13 protein-coding genes and 3 pseudogenes are annotated in these 15577 nt (G+C 67.0%); 4 read left to right on the top strand and 12 right to left on the bottom strand.

Features of this window, described 5'->3' with window-relative positions; translation table 11 throughout:
- Nucleotides 1–40: 40 nt before the first annotated feature.
- From J1902_RS06720 to J1902_RS06665, 12 genes and pseudogenes are all read right to left on the bottom strand, one after another.
- Nucleotides 41–904 (bottom strand): 3-hydroxyacyl-CoA dehydrogenase family protein, encoded by an 864-nt coding sequence (locus J1902_RS06720; RefSeq protein ID WP_207615476.1) that lies wholly within the window; start codon nt 902–904, stop codon nt 41–43.
- Nucleotides 901–1710 (bottom strand): enoyl-CoA hydratase/isomerase family protein, encoded by an 810-nt coding sequence (locus J1902_RS06715; RefSeq protein ID WP_207615475.1) that lies wholly within the window; start codon nt 1708–1710, stop codon nt 901–903. Before J1902_RS06715 ends, J1902_RS06720 begins: the two co-directional genes overlap by 4 nt.
- Nucleotides 1710–2933 carry a thiolase family protein gene (locus tag J1902_RS06710; protein ID WP_207615474.1) on the bottom strand — a complete coding sequence of 408 codons (1224 nt, stop codon included), beginning with the start codon at nt 2931–2933 and terminating at the stop codon, nt 1710–1712. Before J1902_RS06710 ends, J1902_RS06715 begins: the two co-directional genes overlap by 1 nt.
- Before the next feature lie 224 nt (nt 2934–3157).
- A pseudogene (locus J1902_RS06705) lies at nt 3158–3338 on the bottom strand (IS630 family transposase); the annotation flags it as partial.
- 100 nt (nt 3339–3438) lie between these two features.
- Nucleotides 3439–5005, bottom strand: a pseudogene (locus tag J1902_RS19985) (GMC family oxidoreductase).
- A 69-nt stretch (nt 5006–5074) separates the two neighbouring features.
- Entirely contained in the window at nt 5075–6505 is a 1431-nt protein-coding gene (locus J1902_RS06695; protein WP_207615473.1) for an aldehyde dehydrogenase family protein, read from the bottom strand.
- A gap of 128 nt (nt 6506–6633) precedes the next feature.
- Nucleotides 6634–7578 (bottom strand): AraC-like ligand-binding domain-containing protein, encoded by a 945-nt coding sequence (locus J1902_RS06690; RefSeq protein WP_207615472.1) that lies wholly within the window; start codon nt 7576–7578, stop codon nt 6634–6636.
- Between the two features lie 370 nt (nt 7579–7948).
- Complete coding sequence (locus tag J1902_RS06685; protein ID WP_207615471.1) at nt 7949–8605, bottom strand: pentapeptide repeat-containing protein; 657 nt, start codon at nt 8603–8605, stop codon at nt 7949–7951.
- A complete protein-coding gene (locus J1902_RS06680; protein WP_207615470.1) occupies nt 8605–9063 on the bottom strand; it encodes an SRPBCC family protein in 459 nt (152 codons plus the stop codon). The genes J1902_RS06685 and J1902_RS06680 overlap by 1 nt, the downstream gene beginning before the upstream one ends.
- A gap of 150 nt (nt 9064–9213) precedes the next feature.
- Nucleotides 9214–10671, bottom strand: coding sequence for an amino acid permease (locus tag J1902_RS06675; protein WP_207615469.1), 1458 nt, complete (start codon nt 10669–10671; stop codon nt 9214–9216).
- Nucleotides 10672–10875: 204 nt separating this feature from the next.
- Nucleotides 10876–11805 (bottom strand): annotated as a pseudogene (locus J1902_RS06670) (NAD(P)/FAD-dependent oxidoreductase); the annotation flags it as partial.
- Nucleotides 11805–12152 (bottom strand): molybdopterin oxidoreductase, encoded by a 348-nt coding sequence (locus J1902_RS06665; RefSeq protein WP_207615468.1) that lies wholly within the window; start codon nt 12150–12152, stop codon nt 11805–11807. The pseudogene J1902_RS06670 and the gene J1902_RS06665, both read right to left, overlap by 1 nt.
- 234 nt (nt 12153–12386) lie before the next feature.
- On the opposite strand from J1902_RS06665, the gene J1902_RS06660 reads away from it, so the two are divergent.
- Genes J1902_RS06660 through J1902_RS06645 form a run of 4 tightly spaced genes read left to right on the top strand, consistent with a single transcriptional unit; the run spans nt 12387 to nt 15567 of the window.
- Entirely contained in the window at nt 12387–12905 is a 519-nt protein-coding gene (locus tag J1902_RS06660) for a histidine kinase (RefSeq protein ID WP_207615467.1), read from the top strand.
- Nucleotides 12905–13768, top strand: a complete 864-nt coding sequence (locus J1902_RS06655) for a DUF4097 family beta strand repeat-containing protein (protein WP_207615466.1) — start codon at nt 12905–12907, stop codon at nt 13766–13768. Before J1902_RS06660 ends, J1902_RS06655 begins: the two co-directional genes overlap by 1 nt.
- A 51-nt stretch (nt 13769–13819) precedes the next feature.
- Entirely contained in the window at nt 13820–14782 is a 963-nt protein-coding gene (locus tag J1902_RS06650; RefSeq protein ID WP_207615465.1) for an ATP-binding cassette domain-containing protein, read from the top strand.
- On the top strand, nt 14779–15567 hold the full coding sequence (locus tag J1902_RS06645) for an ABC transporter permease (RefSeq protein WP_207615464.1): 789 nt from the start codon (nt 14779–14781) through the stop codon (nt 15565–15567). The genes J1902_RS06650 and J1902_RS06645 overlap by 4 nt, the downstream gene beginning before the upstream one ends.
- Nucleotides 15568–15577: the final 10 nt, after the last annotated feature.

Here is a 15577-nt window from a genome sequence, read left to right as displayed (position 1 = left end):
GCCGCGCGGCTTTACTGCGTCAGGCGGCGGTCCGCCGTCGTCAGTCGTTCCAGTCGAAGAAGCCCTTGCCGGTCTTGCGGCCGAGCTCCCCGCGGGCCACCTTGTCGCGCAGGATCTGCGGCGGGGCGAAGCGGTCTCCCAGCGTGGAATGCAGGTATTCGGCGATGCCTAGCCGAACGTCCAGGCCCACGATGTCCGTGGTCTTCAGCGGGCCGGTGGGGTGCTTGTAGCCGAGCACCATGGCGGCGTCGATGTCCTCGGCGGAGGCAACACCCTCCTCCACCATGCGCATGGCCTCCAGCGCGATGGCCACACCAAGGCGCGAGGACGCGAAGCCCGGCGCGTCGTTCACGACGACCGCGGTCTTGCCGAGTGCTTCGGTCCAGTCCTTGGCGGCGGCGGCGAGCTCTGGCGAGGTCTCCTTGGCCAGGACGACTTCGATCAGCGTCGAGGCAGGCACCGGGTTGAAGAAGTGCAGGCCCACGAAGTTGGCCGGACGGCGCAGAGCACTTGCCAGGCCCGTGACCGAGAGCGAAGAGGTGTTGGAGGCCAGGTAGGCGTCCCCGGAGAGGTGCTCTTCGACGGCTTTCAGTGCTGCGACCTTGAGCTCATAGTCTTCCGGCACGGCTTCCACCACGAGCCCGCAGTGGATGAAGGATTCGTAGTCGGTGGAGGTGCTGAAACGGGACAGCGCCTCTTCCGCTGTTTCGCTGAGCGTGCCGCGGTCCGCGGACTTGGCCACGGCTTCGGCCACGCGGCCCTGTGCGCCGGCGGCTGATTCGTGGTCGCGCTCCACAACCACCACCGTGGCGCCCTTGATGAGGAAGGCATGGGCGATGCCGGCGCCCATGCGGCCGCCGCCGAGGACTCCGACGACGTGCGGGATGGGGGGAACGGCTGTCATTTCTCGGTCCTGTCTGCGGTGGTGCCCGCGTCTGCGGTGGTGCTCTTCTTGTCCGTGCTCTTCTTGTCCAGGAACGCCTGCATGCGGTCGAACTTCGCCTGCGATTCGAAGAGGATGCCCTGGGCGAGCGTATCGATCAGCGGATGGGCCTCCGCCGGGGCGTGGAAAACGGACTTGGTGATGCGGACGGCCAAGGGGTCCTGGCGGGAGATGCGGTCCGCCAGTTTATGGGCAGCCTCCATCAGCACCGGGGCCTCGTGGATTTCGGTGACCAGGTTCACCCGCAGGGCATCCTCGGCCCGGAGAACCAAGCCAGCCAGGAGGATTTCCTTGGCGACGGGCTCCCCCACGAGCTCCTTGAGCCGCCACGAGGCACCTGCTGCGGCAAGGATGCCCAGGCCGGTTTCGGGGTTGCCGATGCGCACGCTCGGCGTGCCGATGCGGAAGTCGGCGGCGTAGGCGAGCTCCGCGCCGCCGCCCAGGCAGTAGCCGTCCAGGGCCGCGATGACGGGCATGGGCAGTTTGGCGATCCGCACGAAGATGGTGGAGTTGATGCCCTGCAGGGCGTCGTCGCGGCGGCGTTCGCGCAGCTGTCCGATGTCCGCGCCGGAGGCAAACACGCCCTCGACGCCGGCGACGATAAGGATTTTCGGTTCGCGCTCAAGATGGGCGCAGACGGCGTGGAGTTCGTCCACCATCTGCTGGTCGATCGCGTTGCGGACCTCGGGCCGGTTGAGCAGCACGATGAGGCGGTCTTCGCGTTCCTCGACCAGGAGCGTGCTGAAGTCTTCGGGGTTCAGTGCCATTAGACGCCTTCCAACAACATCGCGGTCCCCTGCCCGACGCCGATGCACATCGTGGCGAGGCCGATCTTGCGTTCCGTGCCGGCCAGCTCGCGCTCCATGCGGCCCAGGAGGGTGATGGCGATACGCGAGCCGCTGGAACCCAGCGGGTGCCCCAGGGAGATCGCACCGCCGTCGAGGTTTACGATTTCCTGGTCCAGGCCCAGGCGGCGCATGCTCGCGAGTGACTGGGTGGCGAAGGCTTCGTTGAGTTCCACGGCGGAGATGTCGTTCACGGAGAGTCCGGTGCGGGCCAGGACCTTCTGCGTTGCCGGCACCGGGCCGATGCCCATGATCTCGGGCTCGCAGCCGGCTGAAGCGCCGTCGATGATGCGGGCCCGCGGGGTGAGGCCGAACTTCTTGATGGCCGCTTCCGAGGCAACGATGATGGCCGAGGCGCCGTCGTTGAGCGTGGAGGAGTTGCCTGCCGTGACGATGGACCCGCCGGCCACCACGGGCCGGAGCCCGGAGAGGACGTCCATGGTGGTGCCCTCGCGCGGGCCTTCGTCGGTGTCCACCACGGTCTCGCCCTTGCGGGTCTTGACGGTGACGGGGACGATTTCGTCCTTGAAGCGGCCGCCCGCGATGGCGGCCAGGGCACGCTCGTGGGAGCGGACAGCGAAGGCATCGGCGTCCTCGCGGCTGATGCCGTCCACGCGGCCCACTTCCTCCGCGGTTTCGGGCATGGAGTACGTCATTTTGCCGCCGCGGGACAGCTCGCCCTTGGTGAAGAGCGGGTTGGCGAAGCGCCAGCCGATGGAGGTATCGAAGATCTGTCCCGGCTTGGCGAAGGCCGTGGCGGGCTTCTCCTGGACCCAGGGGGCGCGGCTCATGGATTCGACACCGCCGGCCACCACGATGTCCGCGGCGCCGGATTTGATCATCTGGCTCGCCATGATGATGGCGCTCAGCCCGGAGGCGCAGAGGCGGTTGACGGTGATGCCAGGGATGTGGAGCGGCAGGCCTGCAAGGATCGTGGCCATGCGGGCCACGTTGCGGTTTTCCTCGCCGGCGCCGTTCGCGTTCCCCAGAATGACCTCGTCGATGGCGTCCGGGTCCACGCCGGCCCGGGCCACGGCCTCCCGGACCACCAGGGCGGCAAGGTCATCGGCGCGGACGGCGGACAGCGCGCCGCCGTACCGGCCTACAGGTGTGCGGGCACCGCCAACAAGAAAAGCCTCAACCATGAGAACATCCTTCGCGAAGGGAAAAGGGCCGGTCCGGGAATAAATTACCGACCGTTCGTTCTATAAAGATTACACGCTGCCGCCATGCGGTCAACACATGAAGCCACCATCCCCTTCCCCTTTTCCCTTCCCCACGAGCGAGTTTATGCACAGATAATGCCCCTAAGCGAAGCGCTTAAGGGCGTTATCTGTACATAAACCCGGGGATCCGGCAATCCTCATAGCTTCCCGCGGGGCGTGACGGCCGAGATCATGCTCACGGAGAACCTGGCCCGGTGGCGGTGATGACCGGGGTCTGCCCGACCGGGGCCCACGTGCCGGCATGGTAGTCCGAACGCACCGAGGCCTCGTCGGCGAAATAGATCTCGGCCCCGGCCTTCTGGCCTCGGCGGCGATCTGCGGATACTCGCGTTCCTTCCATTCCTCTACCGCGTCCGAGTCGGCCTGGTACGCCGCCCACGCCTTCGAATACACCGTCAACCTCCCTAACTGAACGGCATTGGGGCTAGACCGATGCGGGCTCGGCGTCCAATTCGAACGAGGCGGCATCGCCGAGCAGCATGGCAGCGGCGCGTTCGGCGATCATGATGGACGGGGCGTTGGTGTTGCCGGTGGTCACCAGCGGCATGATCGAGGCGTCGGCCACACGAACGCCGTCCAGCCCGTGGACCTTCAGCGTCCGCGGGTCCACTACGGCGCCGGCATCCAGGCCCATGCGGCAGGTGCCGACCTGATGGTGGTAGGTCACCACCGAATCACGCACATACTTTTCCAGGTCCTCGTCACTGTCGGACACGGACGGGCCGGGGTAAATCTCCTCGGCACCCCATTCGGCCAACGCCGCCGTGCGGCCGATCCGGCGGCAGTGCCGCACGGAGGCGACCAGCGCGTCCGCGTCGGCCTGCTCGGAGAGCGCGCGCAGGTCGATGCTGATCGGATCGGACGCATCCGGCCCGGTGAGCGTGATCTCGCCGCGGCTCTGCGGGCGGACCAGGCCGCCGAGCATCGAGAACCCGTTGTCCGGTCCGATCATCTCTGCCGGGGCGTAGTCCTGCGAGTACATCGGCACGGAGAAGAAGATCGGCTGGGTGTCCGGCACCGGCAGGTCCTCCCGGCTCTTCGCGAACAGGTGCACCTCCGCCGGGGCAACCTCCGGGGCGGGGACGGGCTGGGCTCTGGTGGTGAAGATGACCGGGGAGAGCAGGTGGTCCTGCAGGTTCTTGCCCACGCCGGGCAGATCGAGCATCGGTTCCACCGGCCTCGCGCAGTTCGGTGGCCGGGCCGATCCCCGAGCGCAGCAGCAGCTCCGGGGAGTTGATCGCCCCGGCCGAAAGGACCGTTTCCGTCGCCCGCAATACCTTCGTTTCGCCGTCGTGCTCAAATTCCACGCCCGCGACGGTGCTGTTCTCGATGATCAGCCGGCGCACATGTGCCCCGGTGAGCAGGGTGAGGTTCGGGTGGTCCGCCACCGGCTTGAGGTAGGCGTGCCAGGTGTTGAAGCGTTTGCCGTCGCGCACGTTGAGCTGCATGCGCGAGACGCCCTCGGGGTCCCCGGAGTTGTAGTCGTCGTTGAGCGGGAATCCAGCCTCGACGGCGCCCTCGAGCATGGCTTCCTGGATCGGGTTGCGCTCAAATTCCGCGGTGACGTCCAGCAGGCCGTCCGCTCCGCGCGTGGGCGAGGCCCCGCCGTCGTACTTTTCGATGGCCTTGAAGACCGGCAGCACGTCCTCCCAGGACCAGCCGGGGCAGCCGAGGTACGCCCAGGTGTCGTAGTCCTGCCGGGCGCCGCGGACCCAGATGGTGGCATTGAGTGCGTGGGAACCGCCCATGACCTTGCCGCGGGGCAGGTGGAGGCGGCGGCCGGTGCAGCCTTCCTGTTCGGTGGTGTAGTAGTCCCAGTCCTGCGGGCTGTGCCAGAGCGCGCCGAGGGTGTAGAGCCGCTCGATGTTGGGGTTGGTGTCGTCGTCCCCGGCCTCGAGGACGGCGATGCGTTTGCCGGCGTCGAGCAGGCGGCGGGCGATGACGTTGCCGGCCGATCCTGCGCCGACGACGATGTAGTCGAGTTCTTTCATGGGAGGCCTTTCTCCGGTTGTTGGGCGTGGCTCCGCCACGGTGCGGGAGCCTGGTATGTTGGGGGCGCTTTAGCCGTTGATGACCTGCGGGGTGCCGAGCCCCTTGAGACCGGCGACGCCGAACTCCAGGCCGTAGCCTGACTGCTTCGCCCCGCCGAACGGGATGCGCGGGTCCACGGCACCGTGTTTGTTGATCCACACGGTGCCCGCCTCGATCCGGGCGGCAACCTGCCGGGCCTTCGCCGGGTCGGCGGACCACACCGAGGCGCCGAGTCCTACGTCCAGCCCGTTGGCCATCTGCACCGCCTCGTCCACGGTGGAGTAGCGGATGATCGGCAGCGCCGGGCCGAACTGTTCCTCGGCCACCAGAGGGTTGTCGTTGTCGATGTCAGCAACCAGCGTGGTCGGGTAGAAGTAGCCCGGCTGGCTTTCGTCCGGGTTGCCGCCGATGAGCACGCGGGCGCCAGAGGCCTTGGCTGCCTCGACGAGTCTCGCGACGATGTTGAACTGCGCCTTGTTCTGCAGCGGGCCGAGCACGTTGTTCTCGTCCAGCCCCACGCCCATCGGCATCTGCTCCGCGACCTCGACCAGCGCATCGCAGACTTGGTCGTAGATCGAGTCCGGGACGTAGAGGCGCTTGAGCGCGGCGCAGGTCTGGCCGGTGTTGATGAACGCACCCCAGAACAGGTCCTGCGCGATCGCTTTCGGGTCCACGTCGTCGAGCAGGATGCCCGCGTCGTTGCCGCCGAGTTCCAGGGTCAGCCGCTTCACCGTGTCGGCGGAGGAGCGGATGATCGCCTTGCCGGTGGCGGTGGAGCCGGTAAACATGATCTTGTCGATGCCCAGGTGCGCGGAGATGCGTTCGCCCACATCGCGCCCGCCGGAAACCACGTGCAGCAGGTCCTTCGGCAGCACCTGGTTCAGCACCGCGCCGAGGGCCAGCACGCTCAGCGGCGTGTACTCGCTGGGCTTGACGACCACCGTGTTGCCCATGCGCAGCGACGGGGCGATCTGCCAGACGGAGATCATCATCGGCCAGTTCCACGGCCCGATCGCGCCCACCACGCCCAGCGGCCGGTAGTGCACCTCGGCGCGGGTCTCGCCGTCGTCCACCACCACTTCCGGCTCCAATTCGAACGACGCCGTGGCGCGCAGCCACGCGGCGCACGCACCGACCTCGAAGCGCGCGTTAGGACCGTTTAGCGGCTTGCCCTGCTCGCGCGAGAGCAGTTCGGCCAGCGCCTCAGCGGAGGCTTCGACTGCATCGGCGGCCTTGTTCAGGTATTCGCTGCGCTCGGCGTGGCTGAGCGCAGCCCACCCCGGCTGGGCTGCGCGGGCGGCGGCGACCGCTGCGTCCAGGTCGTCGGCGGTGTGCACGGGTGCGGTGGCGACAACCTCGCCGGTAGCCGGATCCGTGATCACGCGCGACTCCCCCGTCGGCGCGATCGCGGCGAGCAGTTCCTGGCAAGTGTGCAGCTGGGTGTCTGGCTGGATCGACATCATCGTCTCCTGTGGTGGGGCGGCCGGCGGGCCGCGGCGCGTGGGAATGCCTCTCATCCCACTATGACCCAGGTCACCGCGCGGCGTTTTGTCTTTCCCGGCGCGAAGTTTGTCATCCAGTGCGGGGTTCAGGAGACGGCGGCCTGGGCCGCGCGGCGGTACTGGGTGGGTGACGCGCCGAAGGTGCCGCGGAAGACGCGGCTGAAATGGGCGGCGTCGGGCAGTCCCCAGCGGGCCCCGATGGCGCCGACCGGCACGTCGGCGTGCAGCGGGTCGAGCAGGTCGCGGCGGCAGCGCTCCAGCCGGCGTTCGCGGATCCATCCGGCGACGGTGTGCCCGGCGTCGGCGAAGAGCTGGTGCAAGGTCCGGGTGGAGATAAAGTGCGCAGCGGCGATGCCCGGCGGGTCAAGCTGCGGGTCGGCAAGGTGTGCGTCGATGTGATGCTGGATCCGGCGCAGGAGCCGGCCGTGGCCGTCGGCGGCCTGACCGGGGCGGGAGTAGACCTCGTCGGCCAGCAGGGTGGAGAGCAAGTCGACGATGTTCATGGCCAGCCGGTAGCCGATGGGGCCCTCGAGCGTGGGAAGCATCTGGCCGATCTGGGCGACGAACGGGGCCACGGCCTCGCCGAGCCGCTGGCCATTGCCCAGCCGGACTGCGGTGAGCTCGGAAACGTCCTGCGGCGAGAGGCCGAGCAGGTGCTGCGGGAACATCAGCACCAGCGTGCGGAAGTCCTCGTCGTAGGTGAGGGTGTAGGGACGCTGGGTGTCGTAGATGGCCAGGTCCCCGGGGCGCAGCACGGTTTCCCGCCCGTCCTGCAGCAGCAGCCCGTGCCCGCCGAGCTGGAGACTGAGCTTGTACTGTCCCACTCCCCCGGCGGCGATCAGTTCAGGGGTCCGCACCACGGTGTGCGCGCAGGCTTCCACCTGCATCATTCCGACCTCGTTCAGGCGTCGCCCGCCGACCTGCCCGCGGAACGGCCCGCGACGCACGGGCTCGGCGCCAAGGGGCACGAACGAGGATGAGATCAGCCGGCGCCAACCGGCAAAGGAGTCCGCATGGTCGATCCGGTACATCGTTGCCCTTCTCCAACGCGGCGCCAGGTGCCGCGTGCCACATGAGAACCAATGTACCGCAGCCACACGATCCGACCCGGGGCCGGCCTCAGCCAACGAAGGCTTGGACCGATCCTGGAGAAGTCTTTGATCTCCTGCGTCCTCCCGCCCATCGAGACCCCTCGCTGTGAGCCTGACTAGCCTCAATACCGTTCAGTGAGGATTGATGGGAGTCTGGTTTCATGCCTCGTTCCGGACAGTTGAAGCCGACTACTGAAACCCGGCTGCCCGATGCCCGGCCACGAACCCCAAATCCTCATCTTGGCCGTTAACTGAACGGTATTGGGTTTCAAGGGCGACTATCTGTACACAAACTCAGGAGCGCGGCACTTCAGACCACCCGGATGCCCAGATGCCCGGCCAGCAGGGGCGCCAGCAGGCTGAGCTGGTAGTCGTCGATCACCACACCGGCCAGGCCATCGAGTCCGTTGACCGCCCGGAAGTCCGTGCCGCGGAGGTCCACGTCCTTGAGTTTGGCGCCGGTGACGTCGAGAGTGCCGATGGTGCAGTTCTTCAGCGCGACCCGGTTGGCCGTGCACGCGCCAAGATCGAGCTCGTTGATGATGCAGTCGGAGATCAGGACGTCCACCAGCTTGGAACCGCGCAGGTTCACATAGTCCAGCTTGCCGCCGTCGATCCTGACCGAGCGCCAGCTGCCCTCATACAGTTCGGCGGAGCCCCAGCGCGGATTGCCGATCTCCACCTCCTGCCACGACGTCCGCGCCGCCATGAGGACCGGCGCAGAGGGTTCGGCCAGGATGCAGTCCCGGAACGTCGCCCCGCGCAGCTGGGTCTCGTTGAAGGAGACCCCCGCGAATTCGCATTCGATGAAGTCGGCGCCGCTCAGCTCCAGGCCGTCGGCCGAGGCGCGGCTGTACCGGACGCCGTCGTACCGCTCGCCGCGCTGGAAGTCAGGGGCAGCGTCGTCCCGCAGCCCGTCCAAGCGAACGGGGGAAAGGCGCGGGGCGGTGACTTTCGCGGCGACCACTAAAGCGACTCCGCCTTCGCGGCGATCTCCGCCAGGTCCTTGGCAAGCGCCTTGCGCGTCATGCTCATGCCGATTTTCCCGAAAAGGGCCATGGCGATCTTGCTCAGCAGGCTTGGTTTGAGGATCTCGGCCCCGAAGGAAAGCGTCAGCTCAGTGCCGCCGTCGCGCTCTTCCAGCGTGAAGCGCGTGGTGTAATCGGCGCCGCCCTGCACGGCCTTGACCGTGGTGCTGCGCGGCGGATCCGTCTGGGACACCCACATTTCCACGGTTTCCTGCCGGCCCATCATGGTGCGGGTCTCCTTCCATCGCGTACCCACGCCGTAGGGGCCGTCGCTGAGCATCTGCACGGAGTCGATGCCGGAAAGGGTGGCGGCGGAGCCGGGAATGTCCGAGATGACGGCCCAGACCTTGTCCGGGGCGGCGTTGATGTGCTGGCTGAGGCTGGTGCTGTGGTCCATGGACCGAGCCTAGCCCCGGGCACCGACAAATGGCTGCACCGGAAAATGGCTGCATCGGAAAAAGCACGACGGCGGGTGCCTCCCCCAGATGGAAGCACCCGCCGTCGGTATGGCCCAGCGTACTAAGACTTGGGCGGAAAAGGCGGAAGGCTAGCTGAACAGCTCGCTCTTCGGCTCGTTGTTCTTGACCTTCTGCCAGCCAAGCCACAGGACCACGGCGAAGAACGGGATGGTGGCCAGGGTCCAGAGGCCCAGGTAGAACACCTCACCGGACTTGCTGGTCATGGTGTCGAAGCCGATCAGCACGGTGATGGCCAGCAGAGCCACCAGGCCCAGCCAGCTGGTCCACGGCGAACCGGGCATCGGCAGGCTGGAGACGTTGCCGCGCTTCTTCCGCAGCGCGATCTGGCTGGCGAAGATGGAGCCCCAGGTGAAGATGACGCCGATGGACGCGGTGTTCAGCGCGAGGTCGAAGGCGTGGGAGCCGCCCAGCCAGATGTTCAGCAGGATGCCCACGAGGTAGACACCGCCGATGGCCAGGATGGCAGCGTACGGCACGTGGCGCGTGGACATTTTGGTCAGCCACTGCGGGGCATGGCCGTTGTTGGCCATGGTGCGGAAGATGCGGCCGATCGAGTACAGGCCCGAGTTGCAGGAGGACAGGGCGGCGGTGATGACGATCATGTTCATGACGTCGCCCATCCAGCCCAGGCCCATCTGGCCGAAGACGGTGACGAACGGCGAGGTGCCGGCCTTGTACTGGTCCGAGGGAAGCAGCATGGCGAGCAGCATGACGGAACCGACGTAGAACACCACAATGCGGATGACGACGGCGCGGATCGCCTTGGGCACTTCGCGTTTCGGGTTTTCCATTTCGCCGGCGGTGATGCCGACCAGTTCGATGGCGTTGTAGGCGAAGATCACGGCGTTGAGGACCAGGATCATCACCAGGCCGCCCTTGGGGAACATGCCGCCGTCGCCGTTGAACAGGTTGGTCACGGAAGCGTGGCCGGTGCCGACCTGGGCGTTGGTGACCACCATGAAGGTGCCCACGGCCAGGAAGATGACGATCGCGGCGACCTTGAGGCAGGAGGCCCAGAATTCGACTTCGCCGAAGGCCTTCACGCTGAACAGGTTCACGGCCACCAGCAGCACCAGGGCAGCGATGGCGGACAGTTCAACGGGGACGTTCGGGAAGAAGAACTGGAAGTACAGGCCGATCGCGATCAGCTCGGCGATGCCCGTCATGGCCCAGTTGATGAAGTACATCCAGCCGGACAGGAAGGCGCCCTTCTTGCCGAACATTTCGCCGGCATAGCTGACGAAGGAGCCAGACGTCTGGCGGTACATGATGAGTTCACCGAGCGCGCGCATCAGCAGGTAGGCGATGACGCCCGCGATGGCGTAGGAGAAGATCAGGGCCGGGCCGGTGGAGGCCAGGCGGCCACCCGCGCCCATGAACAGGCCGACGCCGATGGCGCCGCCCATCGCGATCATGGTGACGTGGCGGCGGCTCAGGGTTTTCTGGTAGCCCTCGGCGCTGAGGGAGGAGCCGACGGCGGTGGGTGCGGCCGTGGGGCTCTGGAGATCTGTGGGGGTACTTTGCACAGCTGTTCCTTGTGGGTTGGGGCCTTGCTGTAGGGAGTCGTGCCAGTGCCGGAACACAGGCAGTTTTGGCATACATAATTCGAGGTTTTCCCGGTTGGGAGCCTGACTGTGAGCCAAAGACCGCGAAACGTCGAAGGTTCGCGCAACTCGTCTATCTTACGGGATCCCCGGGGCAGCCAGTGACGCAGGCAACAAAGAACGCCCGGAACCGAGATAAGCGGCGGTCCTGTCCGCGCCAGTGATGTGGTCCGCCAGGACGGCGGCCTGCTCCCACAGCGGAGCCACCAGTCCGTAGACCTCGCCCCTGTGCTGCACGCACTCGCCCACGGCGTAGATGTCCTCTTCGTCCATGACACGCAGCTGGTCGTCCACCACGATGGCCCGCTCCACGGCCAAAGCACTCACGACGGCGACATCAACGTTCGGCCTGATGCCGGCGGCAACCACCACCATGTCGCGGTCGAGGTCCGGTTTGTCCCGCAGCCGGACGCCGGTGATCCGGTCCTTGCCCAGGATCGCCGTGGCGTGGCTTCCGGAGTGCACCACGGCGACGTCGATGCCGCGGGCCTGCAGCCCCCGGGCTGCTTCCAGGCCGGGCGATCCGCCGCCGATCACCACGGCGCGGCGGTGGTGCTCCTGCCGGGCGAACTGGACCATCCTGCGGGTATCGTCCAAGGTCCGGAACGTGAAGACGCCATGCCGCACCGATCCGCTGGGCGTGTAGAGGCCGTCCATCGGTGGCAGGAATGAACGGCTCCCGGTCGCGATGATCAGGACGTCATACGGCACCACGCGGCCGTCGCCGGCGAAGACGTGCTTGCTGAACTTGTCCACGCGTTCCACCCGGACCCCGGCATGAAGCGTGATGTTGTTCTCCCGGTACCACGGCAGGGCGTTGAGGAAGATGTCCGCATCGCTTGCCTCGCCGGAGAGAACGTGGCTGAGCATGATCCGGTTGTAGTTCCCGTAGGGCTCGTCACCGAACATGGTGATGTCGAGTTGGCCCCCGCCGCCGCGGGCGAGGACCTCCTCGACGGCACGGGCGCCTGCCATTCCGTTGCCGATCACCACCAGCCGCCGCCGTGACGCGGCCCCATCCGTTGCGGCCTGCGGCCGGTCCAGAACGCTGGTCATCAGTGTTCCACCATGCCCAGGTCCACCACCACGGAACCCCTGACGCCCACCGGTGCCACGATGAAGACTTCGATCACCGACCCGCCGTCGGTGTCTTCCACCACCCGGAGGGGCACATGGACGTCACTCTTGGCGCCGATCGGGAAGTACCGCATGGGGACGCCGTCGCGCATGAGGACCACGGTGATGAGTTCCGGGCTCGAATTGCCGCCTCGGAAGTAGAGGGTCTGGTTGATGACGCCGTCCGGGACGAAGTGGGAGAGCTCAGCATGGATGGGAACCGGCTTGTCCAGCCCGGAACCCTCGAAAGGGTAGATGCCCTGCAGGAAGAGATTCTTGGCGATCACGGGGCAAGTCCTTTCGGCCGGCTGACTCTTCCATGGTGGTCCGCCGTTGTTTCCGGACACGCCGCGGCATGTTTCCGCCCACAGGACAAGGTGTAACGATCCGTTTGCAGGGACCCCACCCGGGACTCATCACCGCCCCAGGCGCCGCGCGAGCTGCCACCCGACACCACATATGACACCATTTTTCCCCACCAAGTTCTTGACATGACACCATTATGACGTCAGGATGGTGTCATGCAACTCAACCAATACGTCACCTCAGTCCAACACCAGTTGGACGTGGCCGCGGAGGCCGGCGGACCGGACGCGCTTGCCCTGAGCGAACGCCTCACCGCCGCCCTTGAATCCACCGTCCGCCTCGTCCTGCTGGAAGCCCTCTCCGACGCCGCCAGCGAAATCACCCTGGAGCTCGCCCCGGCCTCGGTGGAGGTCCGGCTGCGGGGCCGCGATCCGGAGTTCGTGGTCACCAACCAGCCGGCCGCAGCCGACTTCGAGGCCGTCAGCGAGCGATCGAGCCAGCCGACGCGCGCCTTTTCCGCGGAGGAGCCCGACGGCGGCAGCACCTCCCGTACCACGCTCCGCCTCCCGGACCTCCTCAAGCAGCAGGTCGAAGAGGCCGCGGGCCTCGAAGGCCTGTCCGTCAACTCCTGGTTGATCCGGGCTGTGGCGGATGCCCTCAAGGGCAGCCAACAATCGCAACGGACGGCACGTCGGGACCCCGGCGAGCAGAACTTCACAGGATGGGCACGCTGATGACAACCTTCGAGACCCCCCAGCCGATCGCCGTGGTCGTGGACGTTTCTGTCCGTGCCGATATCTGGATCGTCGCCGGCAACCGCAGCGACACTGTGGTCAACGTTCAGCCGCGCACCGCAAGCCGCGCCCTGGACATCAAAATGGCCGAGCAGACCACGGTGGACTATTCGGACGGCCGCCTGCAGGTCAGGCTTCGTCCCGCGCTCCGCCACACCTGGTTCAGCGACGGCGGAGCGGTGGACATCACCGTAGAAGTGCCCATCGGCTGCGGCCTGGACCTGAAGTCCGGCATGGGCGACCTCCGCTGCGAGGGCGAGTTCAGCTCCGCCGATCTCAAGACGGACATGGGCCACGTCCGGATCGACCATTGCACCGACCTCCGGGTCCACACGGGCATGGGCGACGTGACCGTGGAACGCGTCGCGGGCCGGGCCGAGATCAAGACTGGCTCGGGCAAGATCCGGGTCCGGGACATCGACGGAATTGCCAGCGTCAAGAACGGCAACGGCAGCACGCACATCGTGGATGCCGCCGGCGAACTCCACGTCAGTGCCGCCAATGGAGACGTCGTCCTGGAACGGGCCGGCGCCAATACAACCATCAAGGCCTCCAACGGCGACATCACCATCGGCGAGGTGGCCCGCGGAACCCTCACCCTCCAGACCGCAGCCGGATCACTGGCCATCGGCATCCGCGAAGGCAGCGCCGCGTGGCTGGACCTCAGCACCAAGTACGGGCGCGTCCGCAACGGACTCGACGCCACGTCCGGGCCGGGCGAGACGGACGCCAAAGTGGAGATCCGGGCCCGCAGCGCCTACGGCGACATCACCGTGCGGCGCTCCCCTGCCCCCGCACTGTAAGACCCAAGGAACCCGGTAAGACCCACGCACGATCCAAGCAAAGGAAGAGTCATGGCAAGCACCACCCCTGCGGCCATCACGGTGGCCGGGCTGCGCAAGGCATACGGCAGCAAACAAGTCCTCGACGGCGTTGACCTCACCGTTCCGGCGGGAACCATCTTCGCCCTCCTCGGCCCCAACGGCGCCGGCAAGACGACGATCGTCCACATCCTCTCCACCCTGATCCGTGCCGATGGCGGGGAGATCGCGGTGGGAGGTTTCGACGTCGGGCATGAGGCCGAGCAGGTGCGCGGCAGGATCGGCCTCACCGGGCAGTTCTCGGCCGTGGACGCCCTGCTCACCGGCGAGGAAAACCTGGCCCTGATGGGCAGGCTCCGGCACCTCCCCGCGGCCGAGCTCAAGCGCCGCACGGCCGAACTCCTGGAGCGCTTCGACCTCGTGGAAGCCGCCAGGAAGCCGCTCGCCACGTACTCTGGCGGCATGCGGCGCCGGCTCGACCTCGCCATGACCCTGATGGGCGATCCGGAGATCATCTTCCTGGACGAGCCCACCACGGGCCTGGACCCGCGCAGCCGCCGCACCATGTGGGAGATCATCCAGGGCCTCGCGGCCCGCGGCGTCACCATCTTCCTGACCACCCAGTACCTGGACGAAGCCGACCACCTGGCGGACAGGATCGCCGTGCTGGACCAGGGCCGGATCGTCGCCGAGGGCACGCCTGCCGAGCTGAAGCGGCTGGTCCCGGGCGGGCACATCCGCCTCACGTTCGGTGACCTGTCCGCGTTGGAGCGGGCCGCCGTCGTTCTCGACTCAGACGCCCGCGACGACGACGCCCTCACTTTGGAGGTCGCCGGCGACGACGGCGTCAGGTCCCTGAAGGACGTGCTGGACCGCCTGGAGCGCGCCTCGATCGAGGTCAGCGACCTCTCCGTCCAAACACCGAACCTGGACGATGTCTTCCTCGCCCTCACCGGCCAGAAGGATTCCGCCAGCCAGAAGGAGACAGTACGATGAGCAGTCTCAGCTTTGCAGCGGCCGACGCGACCACCATGTTGCGCCGGAACCTCAAGCATGTGCAGCGCTACCCCTCGATCCCGCTGTTCGTTGCCGGGACGCCGATCGTTTTCCTGTTGCTCTTTGTCTACGTGCTCGGCGGGACGCTGGGTTCGGGACTGGGCGGCGACAGGGACGACTACCTCGCCTACATCGTGCCGGGCGTCCTGATGCTGACCCTCACCGGGGGTGCCACGGGCACCGCAATCTCGGTGGCCACGGACATGACGGAGGGCATCGTTGCACGCTTCCGCACCATGGCGATCTCCCGGGGTGCCGTGCTGACCGGCCACGTCCTGGGCAGTCTCATCCAGACCATGGCCGCCATGTTGCTCGTGGCCGCCGTGGCTGTGCTGATCGGCTTCCGGCCCACCGGTTCACCTGCGGGCTGGCTCGGAGCCCTGGGCGTGCTCACCCTCATCGCATTCTCCGTGACGTGGTTGTCCGTGGCCATGGGCATGAACGCCAAGAGCATCGAAACGGCCAGCAACCAGCCCATGATCTTCTTGCTGCTGCCGTTCCTGGGCAGCGGGTTCGTGCCCACCGGTTCCATGCCGGACGTGCTGCGCTGGTTCGCCGACATCCAGCCCTTCACCCCGTTCATTGAAGCCGTCAGGGGCCTCCTGATGGGCACGCCGGTGGAGGCCGGGACGATGCCCGCCACGTTCATCTGGTGCGCGGTCCTCAGTGTGGGCGGCTACGCCTGGGCGCTGTGGCTGTACAACCGCAAGTCCGTCCGGGCGTAGGACTTAGGGC

Source organism: Arthrobacter cavernae (assembly GCF_017368795.1).
Taxonomy (GTDB): domain Bacteria; phylum Actinomycetota; class Actinomycetes; order Actinomycetales; family Micrococcaceae; genus Arthrobacter; species Arthrobacter cavernae.
Note: the sequence above shows the minus strand (reverse complement) of the source record. Positions and strands in the feature narration are given on the sequence as shown.

Coding starts and splice junctions, on each gene's coding strand:
- J1902_RS06720 (WP_207615476.1), bottom strand. CDS start 904: ATGACAGCCGTTCCCCCCATCCCGCACGTCGTCGGAGTCCTCGGCGGC.
- J1902_RS06715 (WP_207615475.1), bottom strand. CDS start 1,710: ATGGCACTGAACCCCGAAGACTTCAGCACGCTCCTGGTCGAGGAACGC.
- J1902_RS06710 (WP_207615474.1), bottom strand. CDS start 2,933: ATGGTTGAGGCTTTTCTTGTTGGCGGTGCCCGCACACCTGTAGGCCGG.
- J1902_RS06695 (WP_207615473.1), bottom strand. CDS start 6,505: ATGTCGATCCAGCCAGACACCCAGCTGCACACTTGCCAGGAACTGCTC.
- J1902_RS06690 (WP_207615472.1), bottom strand. CDS start 7,578: ATGTACCGGATCGACCATGCGGACTCCTTTGCCGGTTGGCGCCGGCTG.
- J1902_RS06680 (WP_207615470.1), bottom strand. CDS start 9,063: ATGGACCACAGCACCAGCCTCAGCCAGCACATCAACGCCGCCCCGGAC.
- J1902_RS06660 (WP_207615467.1), top strand. CDS start 12,387: ATGCAACTCAACCAATACGTCACCTCAGTCCAACACCAGTTGGACGTG.
- J1902_RS06655 (WP_207615466.1), top strand. CDS start 12,905: ATGACAACCTTCGAGACCCCCCAGCCGATCGCCGTGGTCGTGGACGTT.
- J1902_RS06650 (WP_207615465.1), top strand. CDS start 13,820: ATGGCAAGCACCACCCCTGCGGCCATCACGGTGGCCGGGCTGCGCAAG.
- J1902_RS06645 (WP_207615464.1), top strand. CDS start 14,779: ATGAGCAGTCTCAGCTTTGCAGCGGCCGACGCGACCACCATGTTGCGC.